Source organism: Paraglaciecola sp. (genome assembly GCF_039942875.1).
GTDB lineage: Bacteria > Pseudomonadota > Gammaproteobacteria > Enterobacterales > Alteromonadaceae > Paraglaciecola.
The window spans coordinates 1-20746 of record NZ_JBDVBQ010000055.1 but is presented as its reverse complement, the minus strand read 5'-3'; the positions used below and the strand labels follow the sequence as shown (position 1 = coordinate 20746).

Sequence of the window (20746 nt, the reverse complement as noted above, 5' to 3'; positions counted from 1 at the left end):
TCAGGCACCACCGACCCAGAGCCAACGGATTCAGAGTCAGGCACCACCGACCCAGAGCCAACGGATTCAGAGTCAGACACCACCGACCCAGTGCCGGCGGATTCAGAGGTTATTGAGGAAAAGCCAGAAGCACCAACTGTTGCGGCACCAGCGTCGCCAGGACCCGTTGTGCCGGAGACTGAGGATGAAGACACAGTAGAGGAGGAAACTATAGAGGAAGAAGCAGTAGAGGAAGAAGCAGTAGAGGAAGAGGAGGTGACTCCTGAAGCTACTGTAATTCCAGAGCAAGCTACAACATCAAGTGAAAGTGCTGGCGGAAGCTTTAATGTAGTGACATTGTTATTTCTGCTGATGTTAACTTCTCGGTTGTTTATTTCACAGAGAGTGTTTAAAAAGTTAGTGTAATTAACTCTAATAACCAAAGTTAAGAAGACATGATTTGAGGCAAATTAAAGCAGTATAGTTAATTAACTATACTGCCGGATGACTCCAAAGTATTTGTAGTATTGCTTTTAGTAGATTTTGTTGAGTCGTAAGTTAACCTAAATCATTATGAGTCATGTAATCTTTTTCTTAACCGTGCAAATGGTTTTTCAACAAATTTATACATTACCACAGAAAATAGTAATGCTATTAAAAAAGCTATACATGCCTTTAGAATAGGGGAGGGGTTATCCCAAAGAATGGACCCAGCAAGGCTCAACGCCAAAAGGTGTGATAGGTACAGTGTATAAGATAAAATTCCTATCCATTTTATGGGGGCGTATTCTAATATAGAAAAAATTTTCCAATGACTTTGTTTAATTGCATAATAGAATAGCGGAAAAAGTGCTATTCCTTGTATTGAATAGCGAAAAGTTTCTCTAAACACTTCATTTCTAAACAGAAAACAAAACAAAATTGCCCCACAGCACGTTAATATTATTAGAGACATTTTTAAAGTGCTGCCTTGCTGATCTAAGAAACTGTTTTTTTCAAGCATTGGGTTACCCCAAAGCCCCAGTATACACCCAAAAATTAATGAGTCTAGGCGAGTATCAGAGGCATGGTAAATATAGTCATGGCCAACGTCGAACACCATTACTAAAATACAACGCCAAACCAAGACTAGTACGCATAAACAAGTGAGAACCGCAGCGATAGACTGATAACTTCTTCCTTTTATCAAAGAAAGTAACGCTAAAGGGAATACTAGATAAAAGTGCTCTTCTATTGCTAATGACCAATATATTGAAGTTGATGGAACTAGGCCGTCAGATCCCACTAATATTAAGTAATAGTTGGTAAAGTGTAGCATCTGAGCAATCAGCCCAGCAGTATCAAACTCTTTTGAAGATAGACCTACTATAGAAAACAGCACCCCAACAAAAAGGGTGATGTACATTGGAGGAAATATTCTATAGGTACGCCTTAAGTAAAAATGTTTGAGACTAATACTTGATGTTTTTTCGTATTCCATTCTAAGTAAAGTGGTAATTAAGTAGCCACTAAGAAAAAAGAAGACTGTGACCCCAAAGCCGCCTGGAATAATGTGCCCCAGCCCCACATGACTTAAGTAAACCAATATAAAGGCTAATGCTCTGATTCCATTTAAAGATGGTATATAAAAGGTTTTATGCAGTTTAGGTTCCATTTTATAATTAGGTGCTTCTTTTTTACTCATACTTTAATTTAATCCTTTATAGCTTAACTTGGCTTGGGTCTGACTTAAATTTTAATTTATATCTAGAGATTGGTTTTTCTAAAATTACAAAAGTTAAATAGGCAGTAATAGTTGAACTTAAAAGAACTAACCAAGCAGCTAGATAACTATTTAGATTAAGCCTCATTAATAAGGATATATAAACTGGGTGAAAGAGGTAAAGGCTAAAGCTTAGGGTACCGTAGAACCTAAGTATTTTTATCGAAAATAATTTTTGTATTATTCCATCAATATTTACAGCGGAAAGAATAATAAATGACCAAAATATAGAATAGGCAATAAACTGTTTATGAAAGTAGTTTTTAGGAACGCTTACGCCAGTGATTTTTGAATAAATAACTGGCGTCATAATTATGACACCAATAACTCCGATAAATCCTAACCACTTTAATGTCATCATTACTTTGTGGTTAGGCTTATTTTTGTTAATGTGTTCATGAAGCACAGCAATAAAAATACCTAGAATAAATATAGGCATATAAGGAAGTAGGCGAGCATCATTGGTAAGAGACTCAGACTGGGGAGATATTATTTGCGAAGCAATCATTAAAAATGTTAATAAGCTTACAATTGCTGCCGTTCCAAATTGACGTATATAGACAATTACTAAAATTAGTATCGGGAGAATAAAATAAAACTTAAATTCTACTGCAATACTCCAAGTAACCCCTTTGCCTTCAAGCAAAGCTAGGTGTTTAAGAAACTCAAACCAAGTTAATTCAAAAGGAATACCTCTGCCACTTTTACCAATAAAGGTGACTAAAATCCAAGTGCTCACTACCCCTAACAATAAGTACAAAGTATAAAGGGGGTATATGCGAAAAAACCTTCTCTGCCAATAATGAGACATCACAGGGAAAGTAAAAATATCTTTACCCTTACGTAGTAAGGGTAAAGTCAGTAAAAATGAACTCAACAGAAAAAATAAAAAAACACCTGATTTTCCAACTCCACTTAAATCAAGTAAAGGCAGAAAAAAAGCACCTTGATTACTAGTATGGCTAAAAACTACTAAAAGTGCAGCGAAGCCTCTAAGGCCATCTAGAGAGTCCATTTGAAATTGCTTGTCAGATATTTCCATGTGTATCATATTATATATTCCCTTTACTAATAGGCTTGTTAATATCAGCAGTTAGCCAATTATGGAATGAATCATAAATTATGAAAGCTTTATCATTTATAAAATGATAAAGCTTTGGTGCACTACAGGCTATCGTAAGCAGCAATTAATTTTGGAGCTTCGTATTCCCATTCGAGTTCATTGACTACTCTATTACGGCCAAATTCACCCATTTCCTTCCTTAGCTCAGGGTTATCTAGAAGATATAGTATTTTATCTGCTAGGTCTTTTTCGTTATTTTTCTCTGCATATAAAGATGCTTTCTGAGCAGAGAATCGACCTTCGATTAAATCATATTGTACTATTGGCTTTGCTAAGGCCATGTACTCCATTATTTTATTCATGGTTGACTTATCGTTCATTTCATTCGCTATATCTGGGTTAACACATACATCGGCAGTATTTAAACTTTCTAGCAAGTCTTGATCGGGTACTCTTCCAGTAAAGGTCACATAGTCTTCTATGGATAACTCTTTGGCGTATTTTTTCAATGCATCGAGCTCAGTACCACTACCTACAATAATAAAGTGAACATCATGTCGCTTTTTCTCGGTAACTATATAACTAACTGCACGTAAAAGGTGGTCAACACCCTCTTGTTTACCTATTACGCCTACATAGCCAACTAGATAGTCTTTACCCTTTTTTAATGCTTCTACAGGTGGGATAATCTTTAGTCTATCTAATTTAGGACCACTTCTGATAATATGAACTTTATCTGAGTTCATACCGCCACGCTCTATGGCTATTTTTTTGTAAGATTCGTTAGTAGCAATTGACATATTGGCTGTTTTAAAAGTTAGCTTTTCAAACAACACCATCATTTTATAAAAAATATCACGACGGTCGAATTTTGCTTCATACAGTTCTGGATTAATATCATGATGGTCGAATACAAACTTTTTACCAAAAAGTTTGAAGAAACCTCCCACTAAAAAGATTAAGTCAGGTGGATTACAACCATGGATGACGTCAAAGCCTCTGGTAAATAAAACTTTAAACGAAAGGTAAAATTCCCAAAACAGTGCAACAGAGTACTCAGCAAGATAACCTAATGCCCCATCAGCTTCAAAGGGGAGGTTATGACGATAAATGTGAATGCCATCTATAACTTCATACTTTTTATCGTAACCTTTCCCTGTTGGGCAGATAATAGACACTTGGTGTCCATTATCTACTAAGGTAGTAGCCTCTTGCCATACTCTTCTGTCGAAAGGAGATGGTAAGTTTTCTACTATTATTAGTATTTTCTTTTTCTTACCAGCAGATGCCATCGTATTTCCCTTCTTCGCTCTTTGAGTCCACAATTCTTACAAGGTCAACTACAACTTGCTTTTCCGTAATTTTATCTAGTATGTCTTTAAACTCTGCAGATTTGTTACCTATGACTATGGTTTCACCGTGTGTAACAGCTTCTTCCATACTATCTACCATTAGATTTGAGATATGAGGTATGGCATTAAGAATATAGTCTTTGTTAGCCCCAGTTAGCTTTGCGATATTTACACTATTATCGTAAAGTTTTAAGTCGTAGCCTTTACCTATTAATTTTTCTATCAATTCAACAATTGGACTTTCACGAAGATCATCTGTACCAGCTTTAAAGCTGAAACCAAGGATAGATATTTTTCTATTACCCTGCTTAGTGACTAAGTCATAACCGTGAGCGATTTGGTTATTATTGGTGTCTAATAATGAACCGATTAAAGGCAAATCTAAGTCCAAGCTTTTAGCTTTATATTGCAAAGCTCTTACATCTTTAGGTAAACATGAACCACCAAAAGCGAAGCCTGGCTTCATATAATAGGGGGATATATTTAACTTGGTATCTTGACAAAATATATTCATAACCGTGTGGCTATCTATATTTACACCTTTACAGATATTTCCGATTTCATTTGCAAAAGATACTTTCACGGCATGCCAAACGTTATCTGTATACTTAACCATTTCAGCTGTCGATACATCTACTCGGATGAGAGGCGCATCAAAATGACCAAATAACTCGACCATAATATCGCCACTTTTAACGTCGGTTTCGCCAATTACAGTTTTGGGTGGATTGAAATAATCGTAAACAGCTGTACTTTCTCGTAAAAATTCAGGGTTAATACATACGCCAAAATCCACACCAATCTTTTTGCCAGAAGCTGCTTCAAGAGTTGGGATTACTACGTTTTCCATGGTTCCTGGTAGCATAGTACTGCGCACAACTACTACGTGATACGTTGTCTTCTTACTTAAGGCTTCCCCAATTTCTTCACATACGTTTCTTACATATTTTAGATCTAAGCTACCATTCAACTGGCTAGGAGTACCTACGCATATTAGAGATACGCTACTTGAAGCTATCGCATCGGCTACATCACTTGTCGCTCTTAGTAAGTTCTTCTCTACTGCAGCTGTCATCAGGTCTTCAAGGTCTTTCTCTATGATAGGAGTCTTGCCTTGGTTTATAAGAGAGATTTTTGTTGCGTTTGGATCAACACCAATAACTGAATGTCCTTCTTTTGCTAAGCAGGCTGCTGATACAGCGCCTACATAACCTAGACCAAATATGCTAATTTTCATAATTCTGTTCCCTAATTAAAAATTAAATTTTTACTTTAATACAAGTTGTGAAATCTTTATCGTTGTTTACCTTGGAGGTACCCACTATTGTGTAGCTTGGTACTTTTAAGTCGAATGCTCTAGAAGCCCATCCAAGGGGTAAGTCACCATTTGCTTTTTCAATTTTTACGTCAAATGCATCATCAAGCTTTAATGATATCTTCTGGTCTCCATTTGAAATTTCAAATAAGTTTCTAGCTAGCTCTATCACTTCGCAATGCTCATTTATATGCCAAAACTGTTCCACAATGTGATCGTTACGACAAGTTACTTTATCTGTCACCAAGTACTCAGATTTTTGTTTATCTAAAACAAGTTGTCTTTCGTGCCCTACAGGTTTTTTCCCGCTTGCATAGCCATTATGTTTGCCTGATAATTCGATGGAGTTTATTTGCTCTTCATGCTTTAGCAAGGTGGAGGTGGCTTTTTTAACCCACATGAAGTTACCTCCACTGACGGATTGGTCCTTAGCATCAACCCTTAGAGTATTATGTGAAGACGTACCTTTAAAATAATCTCGCCATTTTTTTTCTGTGTGATAGGCGTAAGTGCCCGGGTCAATAAGAAACTCTTTACCTTGTACTGATAAATACAAAGATAAGCTGTCAGCATGGCCATGTGCGGCAATGCCACCATAACCTAATGGCCCTATATCCATGACCATTCTGTATTCATCCTTAGTACCTAACTTATCGCCAATAATATAGTACCCCCCTTCTTTGAAAGCAGTTTTAATAGGAAACGCTGTAGTAGAGGTTTCAAGAGAATTAAATGATTTGAGGCCTACATCTCCGAATAGCAACCAAGAGCGACTATCGAAGGCTTCCACTTTGCTCTTTAATAGCGGGCTATTAAAAAGAACTGCGCCAGTAGCTAGCAGAGATTTGTAGGGGCAATGTGCTGCTTTACCTTCAAAGCGGAAAACATAGCCGTCATCAGCATCTCCAATCATGGGGATATTACCCTTGATGTCCATAAGTGCAGCAAGGTAATTCATCATATTTTCGATGTTTTTGAGGTACTGAGAAGAAAAATGATCATTGTAGCTTTGGCCGATTAGATAAGGCATAAGTAAAAAATCAAGAACAAACTGCTGATAAGAAATAGCCTGCTCTTTATTTACTCCATCACTATAATTTTGAGTGATGGCCTCTTGCTCTAGTATTGTTTTGGCCTTCGCACCACTTTGGGTCATTTTTTCATCTAAGGGCCAGACCATTGAACCAATATAAACCCCCGCAGCTTCACCAATTAAGTGATTGTTTGCTGAAGAGTATCTTGAATAGTGCCCATCAATAAACTCAACATGTTGTTTAATGACTTTTAACCAGTCTTTTTGTAGCTGCTTCCCATTTGGTAAGTCAAACAAATCTTGTAATTGCTCACCTAAAATACTCCATGTTAACGCCCAGTTTATTAATCTTATGCCCAACTCTAAAGAGCTAATCCAATGGGGGCCCATTAGGTGAGGGCACTCATCAATCCACGAGCGCATATGCTCATATAAGCAACTTAAATATTTTTTATCTTGAGTATGTTTATATGCGAAGGCTAAGTTAGGAAAATGTAAATGTCTGCTCGGCTCCCAAAGGTACTTAATGTCACCTACTAAGGATTCATCTCTATAATTTAATGTTTTTCCGTAAATCATTGGAGATTTCACACCTGTCTTAGGGTCCATATTCCAGCTTGGTGTTGAATCAAATTTTAAAACTTCTGTGAATACCTGTAACTTTCCTGCTACAGCATTATCAGCAACTTTTAAAACATCAGGGTTACCTTCTGGCAATTTTTGAGATGCCATGTGAGGTAAAAATTTTAGAGTTATTGCATTGATTTGTTCATCTGAAATAACGACTTCAGCACTCGGCTTCCTTTTTTCTATAGTCGTAAATAGTTTTGTTTTAGTTCTATAAATTACTTCACCAACAGACATGCAGCTTAAGCGGTTTATATACCAACTTAGTTCATTTGCCATACTTCACTCCCTCTTTAATCAACGTCTAAGTTCTAGGTATACTTTTTCTAACTGGGGTAGGACAACACTAGTAGAAAACTGACTATTAAATTTCTCTATACATGCATGAGCCATTCTATCTTGTAAATCATCATTATTGAGTAATTCGTGTATTCTCAAGTTAAGTAAATCAATATCGCCGGCTTCCACTAAAAAACCCTCACTTCCATCGGATACTTGTTGAGGTATGCCTCCTACAGTCGATGCTATTATTGGAAGGCCGCTGGCAAGTGCTTCAAGTAAGCTCATTGGCATGCCCTCATTATATGAGGGCAAAAGAAAAATGGCTGACTCTTGCAGTAGCTTGAGTTTTTGTTCTCCTCTTACCCAACCAATAAATTTGATTTTTTCTTGTAAATTGTACTTGTTGACAAGGGATTTAGCTGATTCTAAATCGCCATCACCACCCATCAAGAGCTCGAAATTACAATTCTTTAAATTATCTTTCGCCAACGCTTCAATTATATCAAACGCGCCTTTTCGTTCACCGATACGCCCTAAAAATAGCAATTGCAGCCTTTTTTTAGTGACTACCTTATTTGTGGTGATTGGACATATACTGTTGTGTATAAAAATCACTCTTGGGCTGGCGACAGTGTTCTCAACCCATGTTTTCCAAGACTCTGAAAGCGTAATGATTAAATCAGGCATGTTGATGATTTTTAATGCAATTGTTTTTTTTAAACCTGTGAGCTCTTCATCGAAAAACACCTTGAACTCAGATCCATGAAGGTGAAAAACAATTTTCTTTCTAAATAATAATTTTCCAATCGTAATGAATACTGATTTACGCCAAAAGCTAGCTCTTGACGATACGTGGACATGGATTATGTCATACTTAAATGACAACATTGCTAATATAAAACTTAAATATGAAAACAAAGCCAATTTAAGTTTCTTAAATTTAGAGCCATCGCTATGTGTTGCAATATAAGTAATATTACACAAATTGAATAAACCAGCTTCTCTATAGGCATTCACAACGGTACTTATACCACCCATTGTTCCGAAAGAAGTTCCGATCATAAGAACAGATTTTTTAGTCATAAATAAAATGTCATTTTTTTTGTTTAATATTAATGCGGTCAATCATGTTTCTAAGATAAACCCGTAGATTCCAGAGAATACCTTTTTCTCGATTAGTCATTAGCAAGTTATATCCATCTGCCAATTTGTAATAGTATGTTTTTACCATTGAAATTTTACTGACCTTATTAAATTCATGAGTTATTTCGTATTGAAACTCTTCTAAAATAGGCCATGAATAGGACTCTATTTTATAAATCTCATTGGAAGTTAATAATTTTTTCCACTTTGACTGATTGTCTGAAAGAATAGTTGTCGCTCCCTTTGCACTTCCTAAATTTTCAGTAGAGTTAGTAACAGATAGCAATTTGCTATTGAATTCTATACCTATAAAGTTACAGATTTTTTCAAGTTGCTTTTGAGGGTCCTGAGTCAAGTCTTCATACTTAATGGTTAAGCCCTCATGCCCCAATGCTGAAACTTGAGGAAGTACCTTTTTATGGGAGTCATACCAACGCTGAGCTGCTCGGTATATGTTTTTACCCCATGCTTTGTTTATAGAAAGACAATAATCACGAACATCTCGCACAATTAGAATGATTCTCGCGTTCGGGAAGCATTGGCGAATTGTTGTAACATGATTGATATAAGATGGGGACTTATCCCCCCATATTTTGCCTTCTGTCCAAGCTGTATCGTGCTTGATTAGTTCTTCGAATACTTTAGATATGTCACCCCCTTTACTACGTTCAAACCAAATAGATTTATCTATTATTTGTTTGCCATGCCTGTGTTGATGGCTAAAGTAAATAGATTTAGTGACTTCATCATAAAACTGTGAAAACTCGCCCTTATCGGAAAAGTTGACCTCAGAGTATTTTGAAGTCCATGATGGTAAACACTCAGTTTCGATGCTAGGAATAAATATGTCATCGTGATTAACCAAAAGGCTTCTCAATAACTTAGTGCCGCTCCTCGGCATTCCAATTATAAAAATTGGAGCATTTACGTTTTTCATTTGAACTCCCAATTTAGTCAATGCTCTAATTTTATTTTAAACTGCTGTAGAGGACTCTATAGTTTTCTACCATTTGTCCAAGGTTAAATTTTTCAAACAATATTTTTTTACCTAGGTTTCCGTATTCAATTCTTTTATCTGGGTCAGTGAGCAATTCGTCTAATCCTTTATAGGCAGAGTCGAAATCTTCTACTTTACAAATAATCCCAGTTTTACCATCGTCTACTATTTCATTATTACCCCCACTATTGGAGGCAAGTACGGGTTTGCCTAGGGCCATAAACTCCATAATTGAATTTGAAATACCTTCTCCATGGATGTGCGTAGAAAGTAAAACACCAATATCTGAAATTTGTATGATTCTCTCTACATTTTTTTGTTTACCTAAAAATTTTATTTTTTCTTGTAAATCTTTTGGCACTAGGCCTTTACACGGAGTTAAGTTTTTTCCGTCACCAATTAGTAAAAATGTTACATCATTCCGAGTTGATAATACTTTTATTGCTACTTTAATGAATGTCTCGAAATCTTTATTTTGTGAGAAACTAGCAATCATGGAGACTACAATATCATTTTCCAGTTGAAACTCAGTTTTTACATCTTCAGGTTTCACTAAATTCTCTACTCTAGTTAGGTCAAATCCATTATGTACAAACTTAGCCTTACTTTCTGGCACGCTGTAAGATACAAGACCGGCCTTAGAATTCGATAAAATAATATCTGAGAACGGAAACGTTAATTTCACTCTTATCCATTCCTGTTTAAATCTTGGGAGAGTAGGTGGAGCTCCTCGTAGAAATCCATTGATAAATTTGATGTTTTGAAAAAAAACCGTAGGTACCGTATAAATCGAACACATTGAGTTCCAGCTATGAATTACATCAGGCTTTATCGTCTTTACTAATTGAAAAAATCTCCAAAATATACTTACGTCAAATCGTGAGCGTCTTACTAGATAATGGGTTTTTATGTTTAGCTCAAATATTTCGGAATAGTGTGTTTCTTCAGACATAGAAACCAGCTCTATTTCAATATCCTTATCGTTTGCTAGGCCTTTAATTAACTCTACTGTTTGTCTCTCAGCACCGCCCGAACGAAGGGACGCTACGAATATTAATACTTTCATTTCTTTTCACCTTGAAAAAGTGTGTCATTTAGAAAGGTGACTAATTCTTTTGATTTAGCTTCAGGCGTAAAGTTATCAAGAAGAAATGCTTTGCATCTACTGGATAAGCTTTGGTAATCATGTTCTTTTTTACTAACCATCTCTGTAATCAAGTCCTTTAATTGGTTATCGTCATCCGTTGTTAAACCAAGTTTGTTTTTAGATACTATCATGTCTGGATCTATTCTTTTGGGCGCGATAACCGGCACTCCCGTTGCTAAAGCTTCTAAAAAAGTATTGGAAAAGCCTTCATAATGCGAAGTGCTCAGCAATGCCACTGCAGAGTCTAAAAAAGTATGAATATTTTCTCTTTTTATATAACCAGCAAATTCTACATTGGGTAATTTTTCTAATTCTTTTATTGCAAGCAGTGAGTCTGTGTCTAAATCTTTTGCTGGCATTCCTGCTATCTTAAAAGTTACATTAGGCACTTGGCGAGCGATATCTAAAAGCAAAGGTATATTTTTTTGCTTGCTAAACACTCCAACCCAAGCAATATAAGACCTGTTCTGTCTATTCTTAGTAATTTCGAGAACTTTAGATGTATCAAATGGGTTATGTAAAACATACATTGGTTTATTGGGATACAGTTCTTTCAAACAGTCATATTGATACGTATTTTGACATAAAATGGCTGATGATTTCCTCAACCCATAATAGTATCCCTTTTGTTCGTATGCCTTTAACCTATCGTTACACCTACCATCTACATCCATATCATTCGCTACTCTATATACAAAAGGTATATTTAGATAACTACAAACAAACGCTAGAATTCCGGTGTTGACGCCAGAACAAGCTTGAATTACTACATCTGGATTATACTTTTTGGTAACTTTTATTAATGTAGGAATGTAATAATAAAAATACTTAGCAATTTTTATACCTTTTTTGGGGTCGTAGGTATCAAGCAGGTCAAAACTGTGTTCTTGGTCGACGTAATTTTTTGCTCCTTTCCAAGTTAATACCCCCACCTGTGAACCTATAGAGGGTAGGCCTTTTAACCAACTACTCAATTGAACCGCGAACCCTCCAACAGGGTATTGGCTATCTTTGAGTAAATAAGGAATTGTAAAGTCGAAAAAAACAAGCTTCATATATAAAGCCTCCCTAAAATTATAATAATTGTGATTAATTAAGAGACCATAATTACTTCATATAACCTAAAGACTTTGACCTTTATTATTTTGAAGCTTGCTTAGGTTATCAAATAACTTATCAATGTCTTTACCAAACAGATACTTTGCGACAAAAATGTAGAATTTATAACCTATACCTGCAGTGCTTTTGGCTCTGTATAAGTTTGGATCACGAGAATCTTTTAGTGTTACACCAATAAACTCTGATAGCTTCTCAATAGATTGTTTTGAATTCATAAACTCGCTGTATTCGATTAAATATTGCTTCTTACTGCTATCGGCTACTATGTTAAAAGCTTCGTTATTATAGATGTACCAAGCTTTAACGGCTTTATAGCTTGCTATAAATCTCTTTAACATTCTATATTTCGGAATTTTCTTTCTGTAATGATTCCAAATTTCAATAGGAGAACGAAATACGTAGATAAGTTGATGGTCAGGTAAATTAGTATTCCAAAAAGAGTATGTCAAACAGGTTCGGGGGTCTTTAAAGCCCCAATTATCATATTCGACATTTAGCTGTTTCTCTATGGCATTTATAGAGCCAGTAAACTCGTCATTTAAGTATGACCCTTTTAGTGGTTCAATTACGTCAGTACTGTGAGCATTTCCGCACTTTAGAATTTCTTTATTTATAATCTGAAACTCTTCTCGTTCGTATTGATTCCCTTTATCGTAAGAAACCGAGGCATCAAATTCGCCCATATTTATTCCCGATTCGTGTAGTATTCGAGAAATTAATGTTGTGCCTGATTTATGCATACCTAAAACGATATATATCATATTAATACTCCTTATTACTTACCTAAACATTCTTATTTATTAAACTATATATAGTTTTAGGAAGGTCTTTATTAAATAGAAAACTCAATACACCGTATGAAAGTAGCCAGCAGATTAACCCATAGATAGCAACTATTAAAATATTACTATTAGCAGCGAAAATGGCATTAGCACTAAAATAAACTAGGCTAAATGATAATGTAGATAATATTAAAACGGTGAAAAATAACTTATAGCGTAAGTAAATATTTAGTATATGTCCCACCATAATTACCCCATATGCCGCTCCACCTATTTGTGCTATTACTCTGGAAATTGCTATACCTGCAATTCCATAATAGGGCGCTAGTAATGCCAATGATAAGCCTAAAAAGATTGATTCTGTTAGCGTCATATATAAGCGAAACTTTGATTTTGTCGCAACAAACATAGCTCGATTTAGAGGTATTCTCATGATACTTATTAATAAGGCTAGCAGTAAAATAGATGCGGGATAAATAGCTCCTGCGAATTCGTTACCACCCACTAATAAAATAGCCACGGGTAAAAATGTGATAGATATAAAAATAAATGGAATGATTATTTGAACTAAATAATCATTGGTTTTCTGAATTGTATTTTTAAAATCTTTATTCTCAAACTCTTTTGCGTAGCGGGTAACTATAACTCTGTCTATGGCGTCATAAATAGCGTTAAAGGCGGTATATACTGTTTTTGCTACATAATAAATTGATAGACTGCTTGGGCCTAAAACTACAGTTACAAACCAATTGTCGCCTTCTCTTCTGAAATACATCAGAAAGCTTTCGGCGTAAAAAGGTAGTGATTCTTTTAATACTGGAGGTAAAGCAAGAAATTGAGGTTTTTCTTTAAATAAATAGTCTCTTAAATAATATGTGGAAAGTAAGGTCGTTAGCAACTGGGATAATACCAAGCCTCCTACAAGGCCCATCAGTCCGAATGAAAAGTAACATGAAATAGTAATTATCGGCCGGACTATCGCTATGGTTAATTGTATTCTAGCAGTTTTTCCGAATCTCTCCGTAGCCCATAATAACCTATCAGCAATAGATTCTATTACGAATAGAAAACATGCTATTGAAGTGAGCTCTATGATTATTTTTTGTTCATTGCTGTTGAGTAATAATTCTGCTAAAAAATCACTAAATAGATATATTAAAACACTTACGATTAGTCCTCCCACTGAAAGGAAAGAAGCACAGGTCCAAAATAGCTTTTTGCCTTCACTAATGTCATTCTTAAGCATTAGCGGTAGTTTTTTAACTAAAATAGGATAAATACCAAAATTTAGGGGAATTGCTGCTATGGAGGTCAGCATAAAAAACAGTGGAATGACAACCAATTCGTCCTTTGTTAACAAACGGGTGTAAATAGCTAGCACTATTACGCCCATTGCTTTAGTAAAAACCTTGGTGGAAAGCAACTTAGCTATTGAGCCTACAGATTTTGGGACATTAATTTTCATGTAAATGCCGCTTCTTTAGTTAAGCCTGAGTTTGTATCGCGTTTCAATTTTCGATAGCAAATTACATATGCCACAAGTAATGCTATTACTGGGTATAAAAGCATATTGTCAACTATAGGAAACCATTGCCTGCCTGTTAGTGCCGATACGGCATAAGCTACGGCGCAGCTAAACAGCGCATTATAAGTCGGTTCATTTAACTTTTTAGAGTACTTAAAGGCCTTTTTAGCTGAGTAGTAAAATAATATTAAAAAGAGAGTCAACACAATTAACCCTGCATCAGCTAGCAGGTTTAAATATGCATTGTGTGCATGAGTGGCTTGAAAAAAGTTAAAGTTGGTTACATATGAATCAGACATGATCATGCCAAACATTCCTAACCCAAATAATAGTTTTTGGGGTTCTGCCATCAACTCCTCAATCAATGGTATCCACATGGAATCTATCCTACCTGAGCTAATTTCTGATAAATTACCTGATTCTAAGCCTCTTGAAAATAGCGGTATAATATAATCAGATAACAGATACCCGAGTAACCCTAAAAAGATAATAGATAAAAGCATTGGGATACTTATTTTTCTTTGAAAAAAGAAGAATGCGAACACCCCAGCTAACCCGCCCAAAATCGCCCCTCGAGATTGTGTGAACAATAGTGCTATTAGTATGGTACCAAACACAATATACCAGCCTTTTCCATATGATAAACTGCGGGACAGTGCTAGAGGAATGCCTAACATAATTAGTGTTCCGACTGTATTGTAATGGAAGTTGAAAGTTAGTTGAAAGCTTTCCCTGATGGCAGACCTAGGCGCACCACTGATCACTAGGTCGAAGCTTATTAGTAGTGTAAATAAAGAAAATATGAAAATACTGAATAGGATAATGTTGGCTATAGTTTCAATTTGCTTAGTATTTTTAATGTGATTTATGATGTAAAAAAAACTAAAAACTGTAAATATTGCTCTAACATAGTAGGATAAAATGTAGCCGAATTTTGAAGTGCCAAAGTCACCAAACGCGTCTATATTTCTGACTAATAATACACCTAAGTTTAGATAAGAACGAAAAAACTCCAATGAAAATATAATCAGATAAGCGCAAAATAGGACAAAGGCCTTTGCCCTAATTTTGCTCGTAAAATTTATAAACTCAGCCCCTTTTAATATCCAAGTACAAAATAACAAAACTCCAATTAGGTTGATTGGTTTTGCACCAGAAATGCCCAATAAGTTACTGCCTAATAGTTCTGTACCAGAAAAAGGTATAATCAGAATCATTAATATGAGTGCAGTATGATTAAACAAACAATAAAGCAAGTTACTAGAGTGGCGTTTGTTAATCACATTTTCCATTCTTTATACCAAGCCACAAAATTGTTAATACCATATTGTAAATCTGTTTTTGGTTTGAAGTTTATGGCTTTTTCTAACTCTGTTACGTCAGCAAAGGTTCTAACTACATCACCATCTTGCATGGGGAGGTAGTTTTTTGTTGCTTTCTTATCTAACGCATTTTCAATACATTTAATAAATTGTTCCAATTCGACAGGTTGATTGTTGCCGATGTTGTAGACCTTATATAGTGGTGACCCAACTTGTTCATCATCTTTTTTGTTAGATTCTGTATTGTTTACAGAGGGAACAACATCTTGAATGCGAATAATACCCTCAACAATATCGTCGATATATGTAAAGTCTCGTTGCATTTTCCCATTGTTAAATACTTTTATTGAACGATCATTTGCAACTGCATCTGTAAATAGAAAAGGCGCCATATCAGGTCTTCCCCAAGGCCCATACACAGTGAAAAATCTTAATCCAGTAGTGGGGATTGAATACAAGTGGCTGTATGTGTGGGCCATTAATTCATTTGACTTTTTGGTTGCCGCATAAAGTGAAACTGGAAAATCAACATTATCTTCGGTGGAAAATGGGATTTTTTTGTTAGCGCCATATACGGAGCTAGAGGATGCATAAATCAAATGTTTTACATTATTATGACGGCACCCTTCGAGAATGGACATCATGCCAACAATGTTAGAGTCTATGTAAGCAAAAGGATTTTCTATCGAGTATCGCACACCAGCTTGTGCTGCAAGGTGGATAACTCTATCGAATTTTTCATTAGCAAACAAAAGTGACATTTCTTCTCTGTCTGCTAAATCTAGCTTTATAAAAACAAAGTTGTCAAAAGCTTTTAATCTATCTAATCGTGCGTATTTTAACTTGGGGTCATAATAATCATTTAAGTTATCCAGTCCCACGACTTGATGGCCAAGTTCACATAGCCTTTCAGCTACAAAGTTCCCAATAAAGCCTGCAGCTCCAGTTATAAGATATTTCACTATAAATTCTCCGTAATATATTTGGTCGATGCTAACCAATTAGGTAAAAACTAAACTTGCTTGTAGTGAAATTCCTATATTAATAGTTATCAACAGGTGAAAAATAAATCACCTAAAGCTTTTTCCGAAGAGTATATCTACCTATCAACTCTTTGGCTAGAATGTATGTAAAGCTAGGCTGAATTTCTGCCATAAATCTTTATGTAACTATGTTACATAACTTTCAAATATTTAAAGCAATTTTGATACCTATTTGTGTTATTTGAGGCGCAGGATTTAAATTAATTTAATAGATATCAAATATGGCTTTTCTAAACTATTACGAATCAAACATTGATAAACTTTCTTCCAGCACTTGCGCTAGTTCGTCATGATTTTCCCGTTCCATTACAATGCTAACGTGTTCTCCTTTACTATATAAAGTACCAATTAAGTTAACATACTCGCTGAGTCCATAGTCATCAGGCCATTCTCTTAAGGCATCCCACCATATGTTCTGTTTACCTTTAATTAAAATGGTATCTATGTCACAAGGGGTGATTTTGTATCTTTCTACCTGCGCTTTGGAAAAAGTAAACGCCCCTTTTAATTTAGGTAAAGACAGCAACCTTTTTTGATCCGCTCTGTTATTGGGATCTTGTTGGTTGGTTAGGTTATTACTGCTTTTATTAATTAATAGTCGCTCTAAATACAACCTAGATTTATTTTTAAGATAAATCATAAACACTTTACGTAGTGGCTTTCGAGGAGCTTTATCAAATAGCCTAGCTTCAATCATTACTACATAGGCTTTTTTCCCTAGGGTTTGAAGCTTTCGGGCTATCTCAAGACTAACAATAGCCCCAGAAGAGTGGCCAGAAAGATAGTATGGCCCTTCTGGTTGTGTTTTTATTATGTCGTTTGCTAAGCGGTTTGCAATCTCTTCTATTGATGATTCTGTTTCACCTTCGTAATTTGGGCAGAGCAAACCATATGCTTTCCACTTGTCAGATAAACGTTTTCCAAAATTATGAAATGTAACAACATGTCCATACAACCCTGGCGTGATAAATACAGATTTAGCAGAGCTATTTTGTTTATCATCTAATGGTTCAACTAGCGTGTCGGGGGGACGAACTGCTTCTACATGCCCTGATTTTATTGTATTGAGTTGGCTATTAAAGTTTGGGTTTGTATAAATAAACTCAAAATCACAGTCTATTCCAAAGTTAGAGTTTAGCGAGTACACAAGTTGTACTGCACTTAAGCTATCGCCACCCATGTCAAAAAAATTGCTGTCATAATGAATCGTTCCAGATAAGCCTGTGCTGAACCAAAGCTTTTCAAGTTTTTTCGCTACTTCGTCTTTATCTGAAATACTTGATTGGTTGTCTGTCAGACTTTTCTCTGCTATTGATATCAACTCATTTCTATCTAATTTACCGTTTGTATTAAGAGGGAACTTATCTATTGGGTAAATTTTATTTGGGACCATATAGTCTGGTAAAGATACCGCTAGTTCTTGTTTAACAGTGTTTTCATTAAAGTTTTCTGTACCTTCTTGTTTTTTTACAAAGGCTACTATCTTTACATCTTCCTTGATATCTTTTGCACCAATTACTATGCTCTTTTCAATACACGTTATATTGTTTAGATGGTGCTCTATTTCTTCTGTTTCGATGCGGATGCCATTTACTTTGATTTGAAAATCTTTTCGGCCTTTAAGTTGAAGATTTCCTGTTTCGTCTATAACACCGAAATCGCCTGTAGCATAATAACGACTGTTATCAATGTGTATAAATTTTGTTTGGTTTAACTCTTTTCTATTAAGATAACCTGGAGTTACTCCATCGCCAGTAAAATAAACTTCACCTAATTCTCCGGTTGATACTGGCGTAAGAGTTTCATCTAGTAGAAGTATATTTGAGTGTTTAAATGACTTACCTACATAGGTGACATTGGTTACTGAGTTTCTATCTACTTGCCAAGTTGCCCCCATGCACGCTATTTCAGTACACCCATAAATAACCCAAATCTCTGAATTGGGAAAAACAGTTTTACTTCTTTCCAATAATGAAGAAGGAATCATATCTCCGCCACTAGATATATGGCGGATATTAGGATATGAGAGTCCTATACTTTCTGCATGGTAAATTAAAGACTCTAACAGTGCAGGTCCCATATGAAAGCAGGTCGAGTCTTTAACAAGCTCAGATAATGAGTCAGGATTAAGTAACAGTTGGCGAGGCTTGATCTTAAGGCTACCTCCACAATAAAAAGGTACCAATAAATCGAAAATACTAATACTAAATGAGTTTTTAGCTATAGACAGGTGAGTATCTGAATTGTTGAACTTATAAGTCTCTTGTGAGCTTTCTATATAACTTTGCAAGTTGCCGTAAGTGAGTTTTACGCCTTTAGGCATTCCTGTAGAGCCAGAAGTATAAAATATTAAAGCAACGTCAGCTAAGTCTGCTTTTGTGTGTATTGGCTTTGTGACAGTTTCAATGGCAAATTCACCCGCAAAATCCAGATCAACAATATTAACGTTTGTTAAATGCTGAAATTGATGCTTATAATTATTCTGGGTTAAAATTGCTTTAGGGCAAACATCATCTAAAATGGCGCTAATTCTTTCTTGTGGCCAAGTAACATCTAATGGGACATAAGTAGCTCCAGACATTAAGATAGCCAATAGCGAAATTGGAATATGCTCAGATGGATCTAGAAAAACTATAACCCTATCATTAGTCGCTACCTTAAAAGTTTTTAAAAGGTTGCATAAGGATACTGCGTTGTGAAAATACTCTCTATAAGTAAGCTTTTTTGAACTTGCGTCAATTGCTATTTCTTCAGCATACTTTGATGCTAAAGTTGTAATTCGCTCTATTACTAGCTGTTCATGACCAGTCATACTAAAATACTTCCCGTGGTCAATGTCAATTTCACTCAATTCAGTAAATGTATTATATGAGTTCAGACTTACCTTTGTGTGTATGTTATTTGCAACTGAGATATTAGCGTTCATAAGATTGCCCTAAAAAAATAGAGCTGCAGATATACCCATTAACAAAATTTTTTGATTGTTGATAGTACATTACATAGTTAAATACTGGCAAGCGGAATTGCCTTAATTTAAAGCACTTTTGCTTAAAATTCATCATCACAGTCTATTCCTTGAGCTAAGCCGAAAGGTTATAAAATTATATAAGTTCATCTTAATATTATTTTAAATAGAAAGGAGGTCTTCATAGCTATATAAGTGTATCTTAAATGATACTTTGCAGATTGCTGAATCTATCTATTCTAGATGGAGGTACTCTTGAAACTGGGATCAGGTTACCAATGCTATCATTAGGTCTGTGAAATATGTCCAAGCCACTGTATCGTTTAGTATTCGAGTTCTCGCATAAATTAGAACAAATAATATTAAACCAAATATATATACTTGGTGAATAATCCTTTTCTTATAATAATCATAAGCCATAGATATTAGAACTGGTAACGTCCATATTACAAATTTTATACCTGGAATGGTTAAATAATGAATTCTTACTATTGCTGCTATTGTTAGCATTAGTGTTGCTAACAACATTAAGCGCTTATGGGTTTCTGGCTTTTTTCGAAAACATATTGCGGCGATTACTAAAAGTGGAAATACCACCATATCGGTTAAAGGTTGTATTAAAAAAAAGCGTGCAACTTCAACATCTCCTCTAAGAACAAATTTAGAGAAGATAACAAAAGTAACGAAAAGGCCATTTATAGTTAAAATAAGGGCAAGGGGAAGACCAAATTTCCCTAACTTTATATGGAGTTCCAACTTGCCTATGGCTGGGAGAACTGCTTGTAAAGTGTAAAAAAACATCCAGCTTAAGAATAGTAATGCATGAGTATGAATGAGAAGCTTTGTATTAAACTCACCACTTAATGCACTGTAAAGAGATGGAGCAAACCCCATTAGGACAATTATAATCATCAAGGTAGAGATAAGTAATTGGAATATGGCCCTAGGGGAGATTTCAAGCTCTTTGATTATCCCTGACATGTTTTTACTCCTTTTTTAAATTGCGTGCTATTTTTTTGAAAGTATATCTTTAGAGCTTTATTCTTGATTTAGCTTATATTTTAACTATCTGTGTATACAACTATTTTTTAATTAAAAGAATAAAGCAGAAAATCAAATCACGCCCCTCCGTTCTTGATCAAGCTCAATAGACTCGAATAGGGCTTGAAAATTTCCTTCTCCAAACCCCTTATTGCCTTTTCGCTGTATATACTCGAAAAAGATAGGACCTATACTATTTTTGGTAAATATTTGTAATAGATATCCGCCCCCTTGTTTTTCACCCCCATC

16 protein-coding genes and 1 pseudogene are annotated in these 20746 nt (G+C 35.3%); 1 reads left to right on the top strand and 16 read right to left on the bottom strand.

The window, feature by feature from the left end:
- On the top strand, positions 1–405 hold a 405-nt coding region (locus ABJE44_RS19600), incomplete at its 5' end, for a hypothetical protein (protein WP_348120888.1).
- A 145-nt stretch (positions 406–550) separates the two neighbouring features.
- Here ABJE44_RS19600 and ABJE44_RS19595 read toward each other — a convergent pair.
- The 16 genes and pseudogenes from ABJE44_RS19595 to ABJE44_RS19520 all read right to left on the bottom strand — a co-directional run.
- Positions 551–1663: an acyltransferase gene (locus ABJE44_RS19595; RefSeq protein WP_348113001.1), complete on the bottom strand. Its 1113-nt coding sequence runs from the start codon at positions 1661–1663 to the stop codon at positions 551–553.
- A gap of 16 nt (positions 1664–1679) precedes the next feature.
- Positions 1680–2792: an acyltransferase gene (locus ABJE44_RS19590; RefSeq protein ID WP_348113000.1), complete on the bottom strand. Its 1113-nt coding sequence runs from the start codon at positions 2790–2792 to the stop codon at positions 1680–1682.
- Between the two features lie 113 nt (positions 2793–2905).
- Positions 2906–4096, bottom strand: coding sequence for a glycosyltransferase family 4 protein (locus ABJE44_RS19585; protein ID WP_348112999.1), 1191 nt, complete (start codon positions 4094–4096; stop codon positions 2906–2908).
- Complete coding sequence (locus tag ABJE44_RS19580; RefSeq protein ID WP_348112998.1) at positions 4080–5393, bottom strand: UDP-glucose/GDP-mannose dehydrogenase family protein; 1314 nt, start codon at positions 5391–5393, stop codon at positions 4080–4082. The genes ABJE44_RS19585 and ABJE44_RS19580 overlap by 17 nt, the downstream gene beginning before the upstream one ends.
- A 22-nt stretch (positions 5394–5415) precedes the next feature.
- Positions 5416–7410 (bottom strand): alginate lyase family protein, encoded by a 1995-nt coding sequence (locus ABJE44_RS19575; protein ID WP_348112997.1) that lies wholly within the window; start codon positions 7408–7410, stop codon positions 5416–5418.
- Positions 7411–7428: 18 nt separating this feature from the next.
- A complete protein-coding gene (locus ABJE44_RS19570; RefSeq protein ID WP_348112996.1) occupies positions 7429–8538 on the bottom strand; it encodes a glycosyltransferase family 4 protein in 1110 nt (369 codons plus the stop codon).
- Positions 8507–9493 carry a sulfotransferase gene (locus tag ABJE44_RS19565; protein WP_348112995.1) on the bottom strand — a complete coding sequence of 329 codons (987 nt, stop codon included), beginning with the start codon at positions 9491–9493 and terminating at the stop codon, positions 8507–8509. The genes ABJE44_RS19570 and ABJE44_RS19565 overlap by 32 nt, the downstream gene beginning before the upstream one ends.
- Positions 9494–9524: 31 nt before the next feature.
- A complete protein-coding gene (locus ABJE44_RS19560) occupies positions 9525–10619 on the bottom strand; it encodes a glycosyltransferase (protein ID WP_348112994.1) in 1095 nt (364 codons plus the stop codon).
- Positions 10616–11755, bottom strand: a complete 1140-nt coding sequence (locus ABJE44_RS19555; RefSeq protein ID WP_348112993.1) for a glycosyltransferase — start codon at positions 11753–11755, stop codon at positions 10616–10618. Before ABJE44_RS19555 ends, ABJE44_RS19560 begins: the two co-directional genes overlap by 4 nt.
- Positions 11756–11821: 66 nt before the next feature.
- Complete coding sequence (locus tag ABJE44_RS19550; protein WP_348112992.1) at positions 11822–12580, bottom strand: sulfotransferase; 759 nt, start codon at positions 12578–12580, stop codon at positions 11822–11824.
- A 22-nt stretch (positions 12581–12602) separates the two neighbouring features.
- A complete protein-coding gene (locus ABJE44_RS19545; RefSeq protein WP_348112990.1) occupies positions 12603–14066 on the bottom strand; it encodes an oligosaccharide flippase family protein in 1464 nt (487 codons plus the stop codon).
- Positions 14063–14803, bottom strand: coding sequence for an O-antigen ligase family protein (locus ABJE44_RS19540; RefSeq protein ID WP_348112989.1), 741 nt, complete (start codon positions 14801–14803; stop codon positions 14063–14065). The genes ABJE44_RS19545 and ABJE44_RS19540 overlap by 4 nt, the downstream gene beginning before the upstream one ends.
- Positions 14804–15405: 602 nt before the next feature.
- Positions 15406–16410, bottom strand: a complete 1005-nt coding sequence (locus ABJE44_RS19535; RefSeq protein ID WP_348112988.1) for an NAD-dependent epimerase — start codon at positions 16408–16410, stop codon at positions 15406–15408.
- Positions 16411–16729: 319 nt separating this feature from the next.
- Entirely contained in the window at positions 16730–19417 is a 2688-nt protein-coding gene (locus tag ABJE44_RS19530; RefSeq protein WP_348112987.1) for an AMP-binding protein, read from the bottom strand.
- A 306-nt stretch (positions 19418–19723) separates the two neighbouring features.
- The gene (locus ABJE44_RS19525) at positions 19724–20437 is read right to left on the bottom strand and encodes a hypothetical protein (protein ID WP_348112986.1); all 714 of its coding nucleotides are present in this window, start codon (positions 20435–20437) and stop codon (positions 19724–19726) included.
- 132 nt (positions 20438–20569) lie between these two features.
- A pseudogene (locus tag ABJE44_RS19520) lies at positions 20570–20746 on the bottom strand (4-hydroxyphenylpyruvate dioxygenase); the annotation flags it as partial.

Bases quoted from the DNA above. Each gene is read 5' to 3' on its own strand.
- ABJE44_RS19530 (WP_348112987.1), bottom strand. From the start codon at position 19,417: ATGAACGCTAATATCTCAGTTGCAAATAACATACACACAAAGGTAAGT.
- ABJE44_RS19590 (WP_348113000.1), bottom strand. From the start codon at position 2,792: ATGATACACATGGAAATATCTGACAAGCAATTTCAAATGGACTCTCTA.
- ABJE44_RS19525 (WP_348112986.1), bottom strand. From the start codon at position 20,437: ATGTCAGGGATAATCAAAGAGCTTGAAATCTCCCCTAGGGCCATATTC.
- ABJE44_RS19540 (WP_348112989.1), bottom strand. From the start codon at position 14,803: ATGTTAGGCATTCCTCTAGCACTGTCCCGCAGTTTATCATATGGAAAA.
- ABJE44_RS19575 (WP_348112997.1), bottom strand. From the start codon at position 7,410: ATGGCAAATGAACTAAGTTGGTATATAAACCGCTTAAGCTGCATGTCT.
- ABJE44_RS19550 (WP_348112992.1), bottom strand. From the start codon at position 12,580: ATGATATATATCGTTTTAGGTATGCATAAATCAGGCACAACATTAATT.
- ABJE44_RS19565 (WP_348112995.1), bottom strand. From the start codon at position 9,493: ATGAAAAACGTAAATGCTCCAATTTTTATAATTGGAATGCCGAGGAGC.
- ABJE44_RS19580 (WP_348112998.1), bottom strand. From the start codon at position 5,393: ATGAAAATTAGCATATTTGGTCTAGGTTATGTAGGCGCTGTATCAGCA.
- ABJE44_RS19595 (WP_348113001.1), bottom strand. From the start codon at position 1,663: ATGAGTAAAAAAGAAGCACCTAATTATAAAATGGAACCTAAACTGCAT.
- ABJE44_RS19555 (WP_348112993.1), bottom strand. From the start codon at position 11,755: ATGAAGCTTGTTTTTTTCGACTTTACAATTCCTTATTTACTCAAAGAT.
- ABJE44_RS19545 (WP_348112990.1), bottom strand. From the start codon at position 14,066: ATGAAAATTAATGTCCCAAAATCTGTAGGCTCAATAGCTAAGTTGCTT.
- ABJE44_RS19585 (WP_348112999.1), bottom strand. From the start codon at position 4,096: ATGGCATCTGCTGGTAAGAAAAAGAAAATACTAATAATAGTAGAAAAC.
- ABJE44_RS19560 (WP_348112994.1), bottom strand. From the start codon at position 10,619: ATGAAAGTATTAATATTCGTAGCGTCCCTTCGTTCGGGCGGTGCTGAG.